Below are 15,312 nucleotides of genomic sequence, written 5' to 3' on the forward strand. Positions count from 1 at the left end.
GTCGTCATGTCCTTGGTGTCATATTATCACCATATAATTGATTTTGCAAGAACTTTTCTGAATAATATTTGATTATTTTTGATTTATTTTTGAACTAACCGTTTTTTATCTTGTATAATTTTTGTCAATAGTCTATTTTTCATGAAAATCAGTTATGTAATTTGTATATTTTAACAATTTTCTTTTCATTTCACGCATACACCATGCCGATCTTTTTATTTTTGCATTTTTCAACTTCCTTATTCGCTTCTTACAAATTCATGTTTGTTCATCTTTATCCACTCCAATAACCATCGGCAAATTATTTGTAAACCACCCGAAAAACGATTCCGGAAAAAGGAAAGGGACGGCAATTTTGATCTGCCGTCCCTTTCCCTTTAATCAAATCCCTTATACTTTTCTTCCAATTCTGTAATACCAAATTCCCTAGAAGTGCCTGCTAACCGTTCCTCATATTGCTTCAGCCTGCCTTTACAATGATAAGGCCCCCCTTCCCTGATAACTGTCCACAAAGGATCCACATCAAATGCAGAAGTCTTCATCATTTCATCCACCCAATTCAAAATCATCCTTGCACCTTTGTTACACAGTTCCGGCCTGGCCTTAGCCAAATTATTCTGTTCATGTGGATCTTCCTCCAAATCAAACAGCATCTCATCAGGCAGCAAATGGTATCCACCATGCAAAGTACGAATATAAATATAATTTTCAAATCTGACGCTTCTTTGACAGACATGTGCGCATTGTGTCAATACCGCATAAGGCTTGGAGCAATCCTCCCCACGCAACAGAGCCGGCGCAAACGATCTTCCATCAAACTGGTAGTTTTCCGCAATTTCTGTTCCGAGCAACTCCGTTATTGTAGGAAGTAAATCTACATTATCATAAAATCCTTGCACATGCCTGCCGCCTTCCATACCGGGCCATTTAATAATCAACGGTATTCTGCAAACCGGCTCATCCGCCATCCCATGCTCAGCATAGACACCAAACTCACCCAAATCTTCCCCATGGTCTGCCGTAATAATAATTGCAAGGTCATCTCCATACAGATTATTCTTTTTCAGATAATCTAAAACCATACCGATATTCTCATCTGTGTATTTCACACCATCATCATATAAATCTATCAACTGTTTCACTTCATCCAAATTTCTCAATTTTCCCGGTTGCTTGGGATATTTTGGGTTGACGGAATCGTTCCACATTGCAACCTCATTCGCACTATGAGGCCCTATATGAAGTAAATGTTCTTTAAAAATATCTTCTGTAATCCAATTATCGGATAATTTTTCCTTGTCAAACCTGTTTTTTCTGTCGGCGGGTGTTCGATACGGTGTATGAGGATCCCAGTAGTGGATATGAAGCATCCAGTTATCTTTTTCCTTATGCCGTTCCAGCCAATCCAGCACCAATGGCGTAATTTCTTCTGCGGACTCTTCACCGTGCCCTCCCACATTATAACATTCATTAAAACCAGAGTTAAACCACCATGCAGAATGTCTTTCTGCAAAAGTGGAAAAAGAAACCGTATTAAAACCACCTTTACGAAATTGCATAAACAATCCATTATCAGATATGGAATCCGTAAACCGGCGTGTATCTCCCTGCAGTCTCATATCCGCTGTAGTTCCGCCATGTCCCACAATTCCATTATGAATACCATATTGTCCGGAAACCAGGGAAGCACGGGAAGGAAGGCAAGGCGCATTGGGACAATAATAATTATCAAAACAGACTCCTTCTTTTGCCACACTATCCATAACCGGACTCGTATTTCTGTCATATCCATAGCATCCCATATGGTCTGCACGCAAAGTATCAATATCAAAAAATAAAATTTTCAAAACGATCTCTCCTTTCATTCTCCGGCTGATATGTACCCGATCCCTGTGATGACGGGTATCAGAGCTGCCAATACCATCTAATATTATCCATAACTTTATCATAATTATGTTTTTTTTACCAGCAAAAAGCCAATATAAATCATAATAATTCTAATATTTTTCAAATTTATTCACTTTTTAGCTTTTCTATGATATGATACTGATATAACAGGAAAGGAATCCGTGTAACTGAATATCCCCATCCATTTGAATCTGAAGTAAGATAAAAAAGAAAAATTTCCTGCCGGCCTGGAAGAATTCAACAATTTTATATTATTTTATTAAGGAGATAGATTGTGCAGACTTTTGCTGCCAATAACATTTATTATGAGCGAAAAAAGAATGAATATTGTTTTAATCTGCGTTGATCAGATGCGAAGGGACTGTGTGCACGCTTTTGGGAATCCCCACATTGAAACACCTACTTTAGATACGATGAAGCATGAGGGTTGCGCTTTTACGCACGCTTACTCCGCTGTTCCATCCTGTATTCCTGCCCGCGCAGCGCTGCTGACCGGGCTTTCCCAGGAACATCACGGACGGGTCGGCTATCAGGACGGTGTAACCTGGGACTACGCCCGCACCCTGCCGGGAGAATTTCATGCAGGCGGCTATCATACGCAGTGTATTGGCAAAATGCATGTTTCTCCTGCACGCAATCTTTTGGGTTTTCATAATGTGGTGTTAAATGACGGTTATATGCATCACGGACGCTCTTACAAAGAGAATGTATTTGATAATTTTGAAGGCTGTAATGATTATCTGTATTGGTAAAAAAAAGAAAAGGGAATTGACACCGACATTATTGATGATGGCATGGAAGTTAACTCCTGGGTGTGCAGATCTTATATTTACGAGGAAAAATATCATCACACCAATTGGACCGTAAGTGAATCTATTGATTTTTTGCGTAGGAAAGACCCTCAAAAGCCTTTCTTTCTCATGACCTCCTTTGTGGCTCCCCACCCGCCTTACACACCTCCCCAGGTCTATTTTGACATGTATAAGGATACCGATCTGCCTGATCCTTTCATGGGTGACTGGGCTGCGAAAGAGGATTTAAAGGAACACGGGCTGGTCTATAACACCGATCGGGGCTGTGTACAGCCTCAGGCGATAAAACGCGCAAAAGCGGCCTACTATGGCAGTATCACCCATATTGACCACCAGATTGCACGACTGATCCAAGCAATTTTTGAGCGACGCGAGTTACATAATACCGTCTTTGTATTTGTATCAGACCACGGAGAAATGTTAGGCGACCATAATCTTTTTCGTAAATTCCGCCCTTACGAGGGAAGCTGCGGCATTCCAATCCTATTTTATGATCCTGGTAATAACCTGCGCATCAGGAAAAACCAATCCATTCCGGCACTCGCTGAACTGCGGGACATTATGCCTACCCTGCTTGATATAGCCGGGCTGCCCATTCCCGATTCCCTGGATGGACAAAGCCTGGTGCCCATCATGTGCGGTGAAACAAGCCATATCAGAGATTACATTCACGGAGAACACACCGGGGAAGAAAGCCCTTTGGGAATGGGAAACCATTTTATTGTCACAGAGCATGATAAATATATCTGGTTTACCCATACTGGTCAGGAACAGTATTTTCATTTGGATACGGATCCAAACGAGCTACATAATGCCATCCGCGATGCCGGTTGTCAGGAACGTATTCGTGAGCTCCGCAGTCTGCTTATCAAAGAACTCGCCGGACGAGAGGAACACTATAGTGATGGCACACAGCTGATTCCAGGCAAGAAACAAAAGCCATGCTTATCGCATATTTTTTCTGATATAAATAAGTAATCAAATTCAACGGGAAGCGGTGAATAGCCGCTTCCCGTTCTGTGAAGTAAATCATAGTGCCCAACTGTTTCGTTGCAGTATTCCCCCTTTTTATCAAACCAGCATCACCCGTTTTCTATTATCCGTTCCTGCCGGTAACTGATACAGGCCGCAGCATAATAAATACCGTAAAGCAGAGCAAATAAAAGAAACGAAACAGCGAGCGGACAGATTACCCAGAACGTATTCCCGAATACCGGAAACCGAAAAGCCTGCGCATGTATTTTCACCGCGCCCACATATATGAAGCTGCTGCTGACAACAAGCGCCGGCAGCACCGGCAGCAGAAAGAGCAGTGACAGCTGCCGCCTGCCCAGCCTGCCGGCAAGCCGGCGGCTCATACCAAGCTGCCGCAAAATACGTTCCTGCTTCCATTTCTTTTCCCTGTCGCCGAGTACCTGTGTTGCCAGGATTGCCGCGCCGGCGGCCTCCAGAACGAGAGCAAGGTAGAACAGGCAGATAATCATCGCGTAAAGATGGCTCATGTTTTCCCTTTCCGCCCATTTGCCGGAAAAATAATCCGCATCCTCCGTCAGAGCCGTTGCGGTATTGCTTCCGGGAACGGACTTCATCCGGTTTCTTTCCAGACGGACAAGGCCCGGACATTCCTTTGTGATATTCTGTAGAAAACGGTTATCGGGAGGGGCTTCGGTTACCGCCGCATACAGGCTGTAGAGGACCGTCATCCGGGTGACGGCATCATCGGGTACAATGATGATATAATCCAGCCCGTTTCCATACGCTTCCGTCTGGCTGAAGGGCCCGGTAAACACACCGTCCGCAGCAAACGGATATCCGGCATAATACGGCCTCTCCTCCTGCCGTGTATATGCTTCCAGTCTTTTCGCCAGGCCGGGAACACAGTGAATATAGCAGGAGGCCGGGTCCAGTTCCGCAGCGTCATAGCCGAGTAACCTTCGCAGGCTGCTGTAATCGCTTTGTTTCATACAGGTGTCCGTTTGAAATTCCGCGTATATAGAACTGCCGGTACCGCCCAGCTGCGCCATGGAATCATCCCGGATTTGCGCCAGCTCCCTTCCCATACCGGTATAAATGCCGTAGGAGAGGCCTGCCCGGATGGAGACGCTTTGCCGGAGCAGGGTTTCATAGTCCGTAAAATCCCTCAGCTCTTTGTTGTGCAGAATCAGGATATCAAATGCGCTCCGTTCCATCTTTTTAGTAATCATCATACTCACCACGGTTCCTGTCCCCATAAAGGTTAACGCCAGCATGAACAGAACGGACAGCATTCCCATGACAAGACCGGCCGATTGGATTTTGGCGGTAAAGTTCCGGAACAGCACCAGTCTGTCTTTCCTGTATTTCCAGGAAATACGCCCGCCAAGCTGCGTGCACAAAAAGGAGGGGACCGATAGGAAAAAGCCGAACAGGAACAGGACGAGGAAAACCGTTCCCACCAGGACGTCATACCCGCTTCCGAAAGGCTGGAAATACAGGAGCAGGATACCGGAACCGCCCAGCAGTGCAGATAGGAAAAATACGGCGACAGCAGATGTACTACTCCCCGCCAACAGGCTTTTTTCATTCTTCCGGTCAAACAGGAGCAATTCATAAAGCGTAATCCGGCGGATCCATTTTCCATTTTTCAAAAGGGAATACAGGAGCATCACCGCAAAATACAGGAAGGTCAGTCCTGCCGCGGGAAGCGAAAGAAGGAAATGCGGCATATAAGACAGGCCGAACAGGGGAAGCAGAACCGCCTCCAGAACCTGCGACAGCAGCATTCCCGCAGGAAGCCCCGGTAAAAAAGCCAACGTCCCAATCAAGGTGTTTTCGTAAAAGACCAGGGTTCCCACCGCCTTGCCGGGTATCCCGGAGAGCATATAAATACCGAATTCCCTGCTGCGTTTTCTAAGCATATAATTGGTCATGTAACTGATGATTTTCCCTATGATAAAAACGATCAGTATGGACGCCGCCGCAATCATAAGGGGGAATATCTCCAAACGGGAGAGTGCCTTTACGCTGTCGGAAAAAAGCAGGGTCTGGTACGCATACATAAGGGATACCGTAAAGGTAAGGGTGACAAAATACAGCGTATATTCCCGGAACTGCCTTTTGGCATTACGAAGAGACAGTTTTCTCAGCATAGCGTTTCACCTCCCGTCAAAGAAAGAACCTCCAGAATATCCCGGTAAAAATAATCCCGCGTCCTTCCCCCTTTCCGTATTTCATGAAAAAGCCTCCCGTCCTTCAGAAACAGAATCCGATTCGCATAACTGGCGCTGTATGCATCATGTGTTACCATAAGGATAGTCGCCCCACGTTCTTCATGGAACCTTTGGATGATCTCAAGCAGAATCCGGGCCGAACCGGAATCCAGCGAACCGGTAGGTTCATCCGCCATGATAAGGTCCGGGCCGCAGACTACTGCGCGGGCAAATGCGCACCGCTGCTTCTGGCCCCCCGACACCTGGAAGGGGAATTTTTTCCGCGCACCGCCTATCTGCAGCCTGTCTGCAATATCGTGAACGCGCTTCTCAATTACCTGCGGCGACAGCCCGCTGATCGTCAGGGGAAGGGCTATGTTTTCCTCCAGCGTCAGAGTGTCCAGCAATTCAAAGTCCTGAAAAACAAAACCCAGATGATCATGCCGGAAGGCAGCGGTCTCCTCCTCGTTAAGGGTAGTGATATCCGTACCTCCCAGCAGGATATGTCCTGCACTCACCGTATCAATGGTGGAAATGCAGTTAAGCAGAGTGGTTTTCCCGGATCCGGAGGCTCCCATTATGCCGATAAACTCCCCTCTGTCCACCCCGAAGCTGACCTGGTCAAGCGCTTTTGTCACAGCTTCCCTGTCACCGTAATATTTTTCCACCTGTACCACCTGAAGCAATGGGTTATCTGTGTCCGCCATCATCCGGATCCACCACCTTTCCGTTGGTTATCGTCACATCCGCATCCGCAAATTTCAGGATATAAGTCCGGTCCCCTTTCTCCGGTACTTCTATATAAATTTTGACACTCGTCCTGCGGCGCAGGGAAAAACCGGCTTCCATTGTATAGGTTTGTATTTCTTCCGTCACCTTGCCTTCATCGTCCCGCACCACCTTCTCAACAAGGGAAGAAACCGCCAGACCATAGGGGAAAGGCCCGTTAATATCCACCTCGGTCACTCTTTCCCCGTCCCGGACGAAGGTTACCCCGGAAGAATCCGAACGTATCCGGATTGTGGACGGGAGCAAAAGCAGACATAAGAGAAGGGCTGCTGCAATCCCTCCCGACGTTAGGATTATCCGTTTTTTCCATTTCCTGTTCTTCATAAAACATACCTCCCGTTATTGTTTTCTTCCGCATCGGGAGCCGGCCGGGCTACTCCCCTGTCCGGCTGCCGATGCTGTAACTATAGTAGCACAGGAAAACAGTTCCCCCTGCTGAAGGGAAAAACGGAACGTCTCCGGGGAAAAAATAACAGATGTAACATGGATACCACTTTACCGGGGGAAGCCTTATATAAAAAAAAAGAAGACCGGTTCTGAACATCCGGCTTCTTTTTCCTAATTCATATCTGTGCCTGTCAGCCTGCTGACGAGGTATCAGACTCCTGCAGGAACAGGATAACATTCGCTTCAAACATATCCCCTTCTGTATTGACGGTAAGTTCCCCATGGTATTTACCGGCAACCCGGCGGATATTCTTCAGTCCATATCCGTGCTCCTCCGACGCTGCTGTCCACGCCGGTGCAGCCCCCGAAGGCAATGCTGCTGCTTTTGCTTTTGATGCCGAATACGTGTTGCGCATCGTAATACACAAAATGCCGCGGTCATACTTCATCCTGATATACAGGCGGGGATCCTTCACCTCCTGAACGGCGTTACATGCATTTTCAAACAGGTTGCTCAGGATTACATTGCTGTCAAACGGTGACATGTCCAACTGCTCGGGAATCTGTATGTCCCACTCCACAGCAATACCCGCCGATTTGGCACGGGATATCATATAATTCAGAATGCTGTCCGTTCTCTCATTTCCGGAAGAGACATATTCCTCCCCTTTGTCCATAAATGCGCCCATGGACGCAAGATAGGCAAGCGCGTTGTCCCTTTCTCCGTTCCCTATCATATCCGCCAGCATTTTCATATGATGCTTCATATCATGCCTCAGGGAACGCACAGCCTGCTGGGACTGCCGTATCACCTGGAACTGGTTCTCATACATACGGATTTCCTGCTCCAGCCATTCCCGTTCCTGCTCCTGCCTTGTCCTGCGGAACCGCTCCATGCAGATTTCCAGGATACCCAGGGCGGCCGCAGAAACAACCGTGCCCAAAAGCAGCTGGCGTTCATTCACATTCACAGTCCTGAAAAGGGTGAAAATTATAGTCCACTTTCCAACCCCGTATGCCATGGGAAGGAGAATCGCCGTCAATATCCGTCTTATCGCCGTTCCCTGATAGAAAAAAGAAGCGCCGAAAAGTAACAGAACTTCCACAAAATAAAGAGAAGGTGCCACTTCCACCGCCATCTTCGGGGAAACGGAAGCGCCTATCAGACAGTCGATTCCCCACAGCATGGCAAAAATAACGGCCGCCGGTCTTTTATGGACTTTGTAACTGCCAATGCACATACGACAGCAGCGCATATAAATATAGATACGGGCCGCCTCTGTCAATAACAGAAAGATAGGTTCTCCCCACATAATTAATTTCACTCCATCCGGTATTTCACGGTCAGATTTTCTTTCACGGCTTTCCGGTATCTCTGGCTGACAGGAAGATGCGTACCATCCGTCATCTGCACGGAATCATAGTGGAATACCGAAACAAATGACGTGTTTATGATATAGGATTTATGAATGATCCAAAAGCCTTTTCCTTCCGCCTGTTTCCAGACCTCCTGCATGGTTCCGTAATATTCCTGCCTCCCGGAAACAGTATAAATTTCTACTTTTTTTCCGTTGCAGGCAAAATAGCGGATTTCATCCAGGTATAGTCTGCAGGTGGTCTTTCCGGCCTTGTAATAAAATTCCTTTTTCGTTACTCCATGCAGGCGTACAAACTTATCCAGCACGCCGAAGGTCTTTTCTGTTGTTATCGGCTTAATCAGGAAGTCCAGCGGCCTGACCTGGAAAAGGCTCATGGCATAGGTTTCTCTGGATGAGATATAGACAATGCTTATTTTTTCATTGCCAAGCTGTTCCCGGATCTGCCTGCCCACCTGTACGCCGTCCAGGGCTAAAAGCTGGATATCCAGAAAGATAAGATCAATCGGCCCCTGTTCCTGCAGCCAGCGGTACAGTTCTTCGCCGGTGTAAAAGCATTCTGTTTCTATCTGCAGCCCATGGCTGTCCCCATAAGAGGTCACCATGTTTTCTATTTCCGAGCAGGTGCCAATTTCATCATCACATATAGCTACGCTGATCATTCCGGCATATCCCCTTTTTTCATAAAGCCCGTATTTTTTCCGTCTCGGATTCCCCCAGCACGGGAATCCCTTCTTCCGCCAGCAGCCGGGCCAGCACACCGTTTCCCTCGGTCATACCGCCATCAAACCTGCCGTTATGTATCCTGCCATTGCCGCAGGCAGGACTGCGTTCTTTGAGGATTGCCGCTTTGCAGTCAAAAAAGCGGGCCAGCTTCCATGCCTCCCCGGCCCCTTTCCGATACTGCGCCGTTACATCCTCCCCATTCCGGTTAATCACCTTTCCCTCCCGGATTTCTGCCGGCGGACGCGGGGTGGCCAGCCCTCCGTAGGCTTCCGGGCATACCGGTATCAGGTGATGTTTTTTCTTTAATTCCTCCAAAACCGGAAGCAGGCAGCCGGTACCGTCATACCGGCAGTTTACTCCCAGCAGGCAGGCGCTGACAAGAATATTCATAGGTATTACCTCCATAGCTTACGTACGTTTCCGAACGGTGACGCTTTTACCTATTATAACTTTCCCCGCCTGTTTCGTCCAACATTTTCAGAAGGAAGGGTGTGCAGATAAAAAAGTTTGGCGTCCCCCCGGGCCTGCTTCCCTGTGCGGCCAGCTGCCCTGCAAGGTTCCTTCCAGGGGACGCTTCCGCTCGGATAATCACGCAGCGGTACTAAGGCTGCAAAGGACGCAGCCTAAGGACCGGCGTGCTTATAACGCCCCTTCCAGGAATCCTTGCAGGGCAGCAGGCCGCACAGGGAAGCAGGGCCGCGGGACGCCAAACTTTTTTATCTGCACCCAGAAGGAAGACGCCTGTATTTTAGCTGCATCCCGGACTGCCGGCCATAAATTCCGCGCTCCCTGTGCCCACATGATCAAACAGCAGCTTTCCGTCCTTCCAGAAACGGCACCATACCTTGCATACCAGATTTTCCTTTACCATGCGGTCCATACTTCCTTTTTCCGGCGCTTTCAGCTTCTGTCCACCATGTCCCTGTACCCGGAGATACAAAAGCAGGTTCCCCTGCTTGAGCAGAACCTCCCGTTCCCCGAACCGGAGTATTTTCACCCCCCGGTAGGTAGCCAGGCGGTATTCCTTCCCGCCGAAATACACAAAGGCAATACAACCCGGGAAATGGGCGCCTGCCAGCGGGATGTCGGCAACGGAAACCATAACACTGCATTCCTGCCGGTCATACCAGCCGCACTGGCTCCAAAAATAGTAGGAAGGGAAGGAACAGCCCGAATCCTTTTCCACATATCCTCTGCCTCCGTGGAAATTGATGCTGTCACCATCCACCAGCAGGCTGCCTTTTGTCTTATGGCACATGCTTACCACACCATGGCGGCACTGCAGAAAGGGGATAAAACGGAAAGGCCCCATAATATCTCCCTTTAAAGGCGTCAGGCTGCCGAAAGCGATCCTGCCTTCTATTTTTACCGGCCTGCCGTCCTTTTCTCCCGTCAGGTTCACGCGAAACCCTTTGGGTGAAAAATAATTGTTTCCAATCTGGATCGTGTCCCTCTTGTCGGACAGCCGCACCGCCTCCCCGGGAAAATCAAAATTCCAGGCCCGTTCCTCCGTAATCACCTGGATGGATGCCGTAACCTTCCCATCCTTTGCCAAATGAAAAGCAGGAATAAAAGCAACCGCCCGGCCGCTTTTTTCCTGCTTATAATACCAGCCCTTAAAAAAACCTTTCCTGTACATAGGCACCTCCGCATAATAAGTCCTGCCGATCAGGATTCCCAGGCGGAAGGAACTTTATGCATGTATGGAACCGAAAGTGTTGTTACAACTCACAGGAAAAGGGCTTCATGGGAAGGCCGGCGGAATTATAGATTTCCGCACAGATATAAGGCACCCAGGCAAACGAAACCGTACATGCTTCCCCGGAAAGGGAGGGTGTTTGCAGAATCACCTCATTTCCCCACAGGGTTACCTCCCGGATTTCCACCGGTTTTTCTCCCTGGATCACGAGAAACCCATCCTTCCTTTCCCGCGGCCCGGTCAGGGGGGAAGGAATCTCCGCCTCCGGTTCCGCTTCCGGGGCTTTATCCTTTTTCCACAGTCCTGTCCCTGTATGGGCAAAATGAAGGACTATCTCCTGATCCTGTCTTTCGGCAAAGCGCAGCGCAGGCGGTTCACACAGAATCGCCTCCTTATATACCTTTCCTCTGGCAAGCAGGGCAAGGCGTTCGCCGACTTCTTTTTTACGCTTGGGATGGATATCCTCATACATCCCCAGATCCATGATGGAGGTCATAAACACGCCGGGAACCCGTTCGCTCACCATTTCCTGTCTGCGTCTTAATTCCGGATACTTCTCCCCCGTGCCTCCCAGCCAGGTACCGTACGGCGCCAGCTGTACGAACAGGAATGTAAGATCCTGGCAGAAGCTTTTCCGCCAGCACCCTATCATGGTTTCAAAAAGCCGGTCATAGATTCCGGCATGGCCCTCATCCGACTCTCCCTGATACCAAAGCACACCTCTTGCTGCAAAAGGGATAATCCGTTCCAGCATCTGATGGTACAGTCCGCCCGGCCGTCCCACATTATAGGGGCCCATGGGGTTTTCCGGCACCGGCTCCTGGTTTTCCTGCCATTCCTTCTGCTCCTTCAGGCTGAGTCCGTACATCACCTTTGCCCAGTCCGCCCGGCGTTCGGGGGAATCCTCTGAAGCAAACGCCTCCACGGAAGCTTTTTTCAGAAGTTCGGGATCCTTTCCCGCGACCGCCGCCCGATATTCCTCCAGATAGATATCCAGGGGAGGCTCCTGAAGGCACTCCTCCTCCATCCAGGTGGAAGCGCTGGTACCGCCCCAGTTACAGCCGATAATCCCCACAGGAACGTCCAGCACAGGCTGCAGCTTTCTGGCAAAGGAATAACCGGGCGCGGAAAAGAGGGGCCAGGCCTTATCCCCTTCCCGGAACCAGTACCCGCACTCGGACACATCCTTTTCATGGCCGGGAAATGCCAGCCGCGGGACATTGAACATATGGATCTGCGGATTGCACTCTGCCTGCTTCATAGGTTCCCAATCCGCATCATAGCAGAGGAAAAATTCCATATTGGACTGTCCGCCCGCAATCCATACTTCTCCCACGGAAATATCCTGTAACGCTATCGTCTGCCCGCCGCAGGCAATCGTCATGGCAAGCCCGCAGGCCGCCTCCATTGGCGGAAGCGTACACTTCCATCTGCCGTCCTTTACCCGGCATACAGCCTGGTTTCCCGCCAGTGATACAACCACCTGCGCGCCCTCCGGCCCTTCTCCCCATACCGGGATTTCTTTTTCCCGCTGCAGGACACAGCCATCCTGAAATAAAATGCCTGCCTTTACCTCTTCCATCGATCCGTTCCTCCCTTGTATTCCTTCGTTCTTACGCATATTATACCAGCTGCTTTCTTTTTTGAACAGAGGGAGGCACAGGACAGGCTCAGGTGTGTCTCAGGACTCCCATACCAGCCCGATTCCCTCCTGGGCCGGCCCGTCCAGCACTCTGCCTTCATAGTCAAAACGGGAACCATGGCAGGGGCAGTCCCAGCTTTTCTCATCCGGATTCCAGGTCAGCTCACAGCCCAAATGGGGACATCTTGCGGTAACCAGATGCAGGGAACCTTCCTCATCCCGATATGCGCCTATTTTCCCTTTCCCGTATTCCACCAGATGTCCTTCTCCCGGTTCCAGATCCTCCAGATATTCACCTGCCGTGGCATTGCGTTTTCCCATAAATCCTTTCAGGGAACAGCCTGCCTGCTTCGCCAGGTTCACCGCCCCGTTCCAGCCCAGCCTGGCGGGGGTAAACAGTTCCTCATACGGATTTTCTTTTCCGGTGATCAAATCCGTTAGAAGCAGGGCCGACACCATGGAATGGCTCATCCCCCATTTTCCGAAACCGGTGGCTACATACCATTCCGGTGTCTGGGAGGAATAACGGCCGATATAAGGAATACCGTCCAAAGTCATACAATCCTGGGCGGACCAGGCGGCAGCCTCCGCACATTCCGGCCAGAACCGGCGGGAGGCTGCACGCAGCCTGTCATACCGGCCTCCTTCATTGCCTCCCGTCCGATGGTTGCAGCCCCCCATGAGCACCAGCTCCCGGCCTTTGTGGGAAAGGCCGCGGAAAGAAAAGTCCTCTTCTTCCACGCCGTAATACATCCCTTTCATGCTTCCTGCCCCGGACAATGCCAGGCAGTAGCTCCGCTCCTGATACATTCTGGCAAAATAATATCCCGGCTTATTCAGGAAGGGAAAATGGCCCGCGAAGATAATATGCTCCGCGGTCACTTCTCCTCCGGCTGTGGTGATAACCTTTTCTTCCACCTTTTTCACTTCTGAATTCTCATAAATCGTCAATGTTTCGGCCAATGTATACAGAAAATCCAGCGGCGAAAAACAGGCACAGTTTTCTAACCGGACACCCCCTTCCACGGCAAAGGGCAGCTCGGTTTCCGTAACAAATTCCGCCGGCAGCCCCAGCGCTGCAGCGGCCAGCGCTTCTTTTTCCATCAGCTCCCGATCCCGGGTGCTGTACACGCAGGAAAAGGTATCCTGCCAGTCACAGGTGATATCCATCTGCTTTACAAGCCGCCGGTACTCTTCCACGCCGGCCTGGTTGGCTTTCGCGTACAGGGCCGCACGTTGGGCACCCTGGCTTGCCGTCAGCCCGTCAAAAAGAAGTCCGTGCTGGGCCGTGATTTTAGCTGTGGTATTGCCCGTCTGTCCTTCCCCGATATGCCCCGCCTCCAAAAGAATGGTTTTCACCCCCGCCTCCTGCAGGAAAAAAGCGGTCAGGATGCCCGCCATCCCGCCGCCTATCACCGCCGCTTCTGTTTGTATATGTCCGGAAAAAGCCAGCTTTTCCGGGTTATGGTTCATTTTTTTCCAGATAGAATCCATGCCGTACACCTCTTCCTCGATTCGTCCGATCGCTGCTCAGACCTCTTTCTTTTAGGATGCCTCCGGTTTATGGATTCTATCCGTCATTTTTTTACAAACCCGCAGTCCTGCCAGCAGCAGCAGCGGGAAAATAATGGCGGCCAGCAGACCGGCGGTCAGCCTTCCGTCAAAGGCATCGGATATCATTCCCACCAGCGTGGGGCCGGAGGAACAGCCCAAATCTCCCGCCAGGGCAAAATAAGCAAACATGGCGGTACCTCCCTTGGGACATTTTTCCGCCGCCAGGCTGAAGGTACCCGGCCACATAATACCTACGGACAGGCCGCAGAAGCCGCAGCCGACTAAAGCCAGGACCGGCAGGGGGGACAGGGAAGCCAGCAGGTAGCTGGCAACGCATAAAACACCGCTTGCCGCCATAAACAGAATCAAGTTTATTTTTTCGCTGAACTTGGCGTAAAAGGCCCGGGACGTCCCCATAAAAATGGCAAACATACACGGTCCCGCCAAATCGCCTATGGTTTTAGAAACCTTCAGGCCGGACTCCGCAAATGCGGATGCCCACTGGCTCATAGCCTGCTCCGATGCCCCGGCACATACCATGAGAAGGGCGAATATCCAGAACAGCTTGCCGGAAAGCAGCTCTTTTACAGACATGCTCTCTCCGTCCTCATTCAGGGAACGGACCGGAACGAGGCAGAAATAAACCGCGTTCAACAGCGGGATCAGCGCCCAGATAAAGCTCAGAATCCGCCAGTTGTGTACACCGGCCAGGGCAAAAAACAATGTGGATACCAAGATAACCGCCACATGCCCCCAACAGTAAAAGGAATGCAGCAGGCTCATGGCCGCCGACTTCTGGTCAAACGGGCAGGCCTCCACAATGGGGCTTATCAGCACCTCTATCAGCCCGCCGCCGATGGCATAAAAAAGAATGGCAGCCAGCATGCCGACATAAGGATCCGGCAGCAGATCCGGCAGGCCACCCAGACCGGCCAGGCCGGCCGCCGCAAACACATGTGCGATAATAATCGAGGTCTTATAGCCAATCCGATCCACAAAACGGGGGGACAGCAAATCCACCACTAACTGGATGCCGAAATTAATGGTTACCAGCAATGTTATTTTTTCCAGGGAAATCCCATACGATGCAATAAATGTAGTAAAAAGAAGGGGGACAAAGTTATTGACGATAGCCTGGGTAATGTAACCCAGATAACTGGCATACAGCGTATGCCGATAGCTTTTCAGAACCGATTTTCCTCCGCTGACAACATAGTTTTCCATAGATCTT

The 15,312-nt window shown here is 49.9% G+C and carries 13 protein-coding genes; 2 read left to right on the plus strand and 11 right to left on the minus strand.

Annotated features, from left to right (window positions below; genetic code table 11):
- Positions 1 to 377 precede the first annotated feature (377 nt).
- Positions 378 to 1,847: a sulfatase gene (locus DXA36_RS12850; RefSeq protein WP_118679961.1), complete on the minus strand. Its 1,470-nt coding sequence runs from the start codon at positions 1,845 to 1,847 to the stop codon at positions 378 to 380.
- 381 nt (positions 1,848 to 2,228) lie between these two features.
- On the opposite strand from DXA36_RS12850, the gene DXA36_RS34015 reads away from it, so the two are divergent.
- Positions 2,229 to 2,660 carry a sulfatase-like hydrolase/transferase gene (locus DXA36_RS34015; protein ID WP_330425025.1) on the plus strand — a complete coding sequence of 144 codons (432 nt, stop codon included), beginning with the start codon at positions 2,229 to 2,231 and terminating at the stop codon, positions 2,658 to 2,660.
- Between the two features lie 42 nt (positions 2,661 to 2,702).
- Positions 2,703 to 3,698 carry a sulfatase-like hydrolase/transferase gene (locus tag DXA36_RS12855; protein ID WP_330425026.1) on the plus strand — a complete coding sequence of 332 codons (996 nt, stop codon included), beginning with the start codon at positions 2,703 to 2,705 and terminating at the stop codon, positions 3,696 to 3,698.
- Positions 3,699 to 3,802: 104 nt separating this feature from the next.
- On the opposite strand, the gene DXA36_RS12860 is transcribed toward DXA36_RS12855, so the two are convergent.
- The 10 genes from DXA36_RS12860 to DXA36_RS12905 form a co-directional block, all read right to left on the minus strand.
- Positions 3,803 to 5,848, minus strand: coding sequence for an FtsX-like permease family protein (locus tag DXA36_RS12860; RefSeq protein ID WP_118679780.1), 2,046 nt, complete (start codon positions 5,846 to 5,848; stop codon positions 3,803 to 3,805).
- Positions 5,842 to 6,618, minus strand: coding sequence for an ABC transporter ATP-binding protein (locus DXA36_RS12865; protein WP_279221547.1), 777 nt, complete (start codon positions 6,616 to 6,618; stop codon positions 5,842 to 5,844). The genes DXA36_RS12860 and DXA36_RS12865 overlap by 7 nt, the downstream gene beginning before the upstream one ends.
- Positions 6,599 to 7,021 (minus strand): hypothetical protein, encoded by a 423-nt coding sequence (locus DXA36_RS12870; protein ID WP_118679782.1) that lies wholly within the window; start codon positions 7,019 to 7,021, stop codon positions 6,599 to 6,601. The genes DXA36_RS12865 and DXA36_RS12870 overlap by 20 nt, the downstream gene beginning before the upstream one ends.
- Positions 7,022 to 7,275: 254 nt before the next feature.
- A complete protein-coding gene (locus tag DXA36_RS12875) occupies positions 7,276 to 8,397 on the minus strand; it encodes a sensor histidine kinase (protein WP_118679784.1) in 1,122 nt (373 codons plus the stop codon).
- 8 nt (positions 8,398 to 8,405) lie between these two features.
- Positions 8,406 to 9,122 (minus strand): LytR/AlgR family response regulator transcription factor, encoded by a 717-nt coding sequence (locus DXA36_RS12880; protein ID WP_118679786.1) that lies wholly within the window; start codon positions 9,120 to 9,122, stop codon positions 8,406 to 8,408.
- 19 nt (positions 9,123 to 9,141) lie between these two features.
- The gene (locus DXA36_RS12885) at positions 9,142 to 9,576 is read right to left on the minus strand and encodes a DUF523 domain-containing protein (RefSeq protein ID WP_118679788.1); all 435 of its coding nucleotides are present in this window, start codon (positions 9,574 to 9,576) and stop codon (positions 9,142 to 9,144) included.
- Between the two features lie 358 nt (positions 9,577 to 9,934).
- The gene (locus tag DXA36_RS12890; RefSeq protein WP_118679790.1) at positions 9,935 to 10,825 is read right to left on the minus strand and encodes a tocopherol cyclase family protein; all 891 of its coding nucleotides are present in this window, start codon (positions 10,823 to 10,825) and stop codon (positions 9,935 to 9,937) included.
- A gap of 82 nt (positions 10,826 to 10,907) precedes the next feature.
- On the minus strand, positions 10,908 to 12,467 hold the full coding sequence (locus DXA36_RS12895) for a sialate O-acetylesterase (protein WP_182479055.1): 1,560 nt from the start codon (positions 12,465 to 12,467) through the stop codon (positions 10,908 to 10,910).
- Positions 12,468 to 12,566: 99 nt separating this feature from the next.
- Positions 12,567 to 14,021 (minus strand): FAD-dependent oxidoreductase, encoded by a 1,455-nt coding sequence (locus tag DXA36_RS12900; protein ID WP_118679794.1) that lies wholly within the window; start codon positions 14,019 to 14,021, stop codon positions 12,567 to 12,569.
- Between the two features lie 51 nt (positions 14,022 to 14,072).
- On the minus strand, positions 14,073 to 15,305 hold the full coding sequence (locus tag DXA36_RS12905; protein ID WP_118679796.1) for an MFS transporter: 1,233 nt from the start codon (positions 15,303 to 15,305) through the stop codon (positions 14,073 to 14,075).
- Between the last annotated feature and the right edge of the window lie 7 nt (positions 15,306 to 15,312).

The organism is Eisenbergiella sp. OF01-20 (genome assembly GCF_003478085.1).
Lineage (GTDB): Bacteria > Bacillota > Clostridia > Lachnospirales > Lachnospiraceae > Eisenbergiella.

Coding starts and splice junctions, on each gene's coding strand:
- DXA36_RS34015 (WP_330425025.1), top strand. CDS start 2,229: ATGAATATTGTTTTAATCTGCGTTGATCAGATGCGAAGGGACTGTGTG.
- DXA36_RS12855 (WP_330425026.1), top strand. CDS start 2,703: ATGGAAGTTAACTCCTGGGTGTGCAGATCTTATATTTACGAGGAAAAA.
- DXA36_RS12860 (WP_118679780.1), bottom strand. CDS start 5,848: ATGCTGAGAAAACTGTCTCTTCGTAATGCCAAAAGGCAGTTCCGGGAA.
- DXA36_RS12865 (WP_279221547.1), bottom strand. CDS start 6,618: ATGATGGCGGACACAGATAACCCATTGCTTCAGGTGGTACAGGTGGAA.
- DXA36_RS12870 (WP_118679782.1), bottom strand. CDS start 7,021: ATGAAGAACAGGAAATGGAAAAAACGGATAATCCTAACGTCGGGAGGG.
- DXA36_RS12875 (WP_118679784.1), bottom strand. CDS start 8,397: ATGTGGGGAGAACCTATCTTTCTGTTATTGACAGAGGCGGCCCGTATC.
- DXA36_RS12880 (WP_118679786.1), bottom strand. CDS start 9,122: ATGATCAGCGTAGCTATATGTGATGATGAAATTGGCACCTGCTCGGAA.
- DXA36_RS12885 (WP_118679788.1), bottom strand. CDS start 9,576: ATGAATATTCTTGTCAGCGCCTGCCTGCTGGGAGTAAACTGCCGGTAT.
- DXA36_RS12890 (WP_118679790.1), bottom strand. CDS start 10,825: ATGTACAGGAAAGGTTTTTTTAAGGGCTGGTATTATAAGCAGGAAAAA.
- DXA36_RS12895 (WP_182479055.1), bottom strand. CDS start 12,467: ATGGAAGAGGTAAAGGCAGGCATTTTATTTCAGGATGGCTGTGTCCTG.
- DXA36_RS12900 (WP_118679794.1), bottom strand. CDS start 14,021: ATGGATTCTATCTGGAAAAAAATGAACCATAACCCGGAAAAGCTGGCT.
- DXA36_RS12905 (WP_118679796.1), bottom strand. CDS start 15,305: ATGGAAAACTATGTTGTCAGCGGAGGAAAATCGGTTCTGAAAAGCTAT.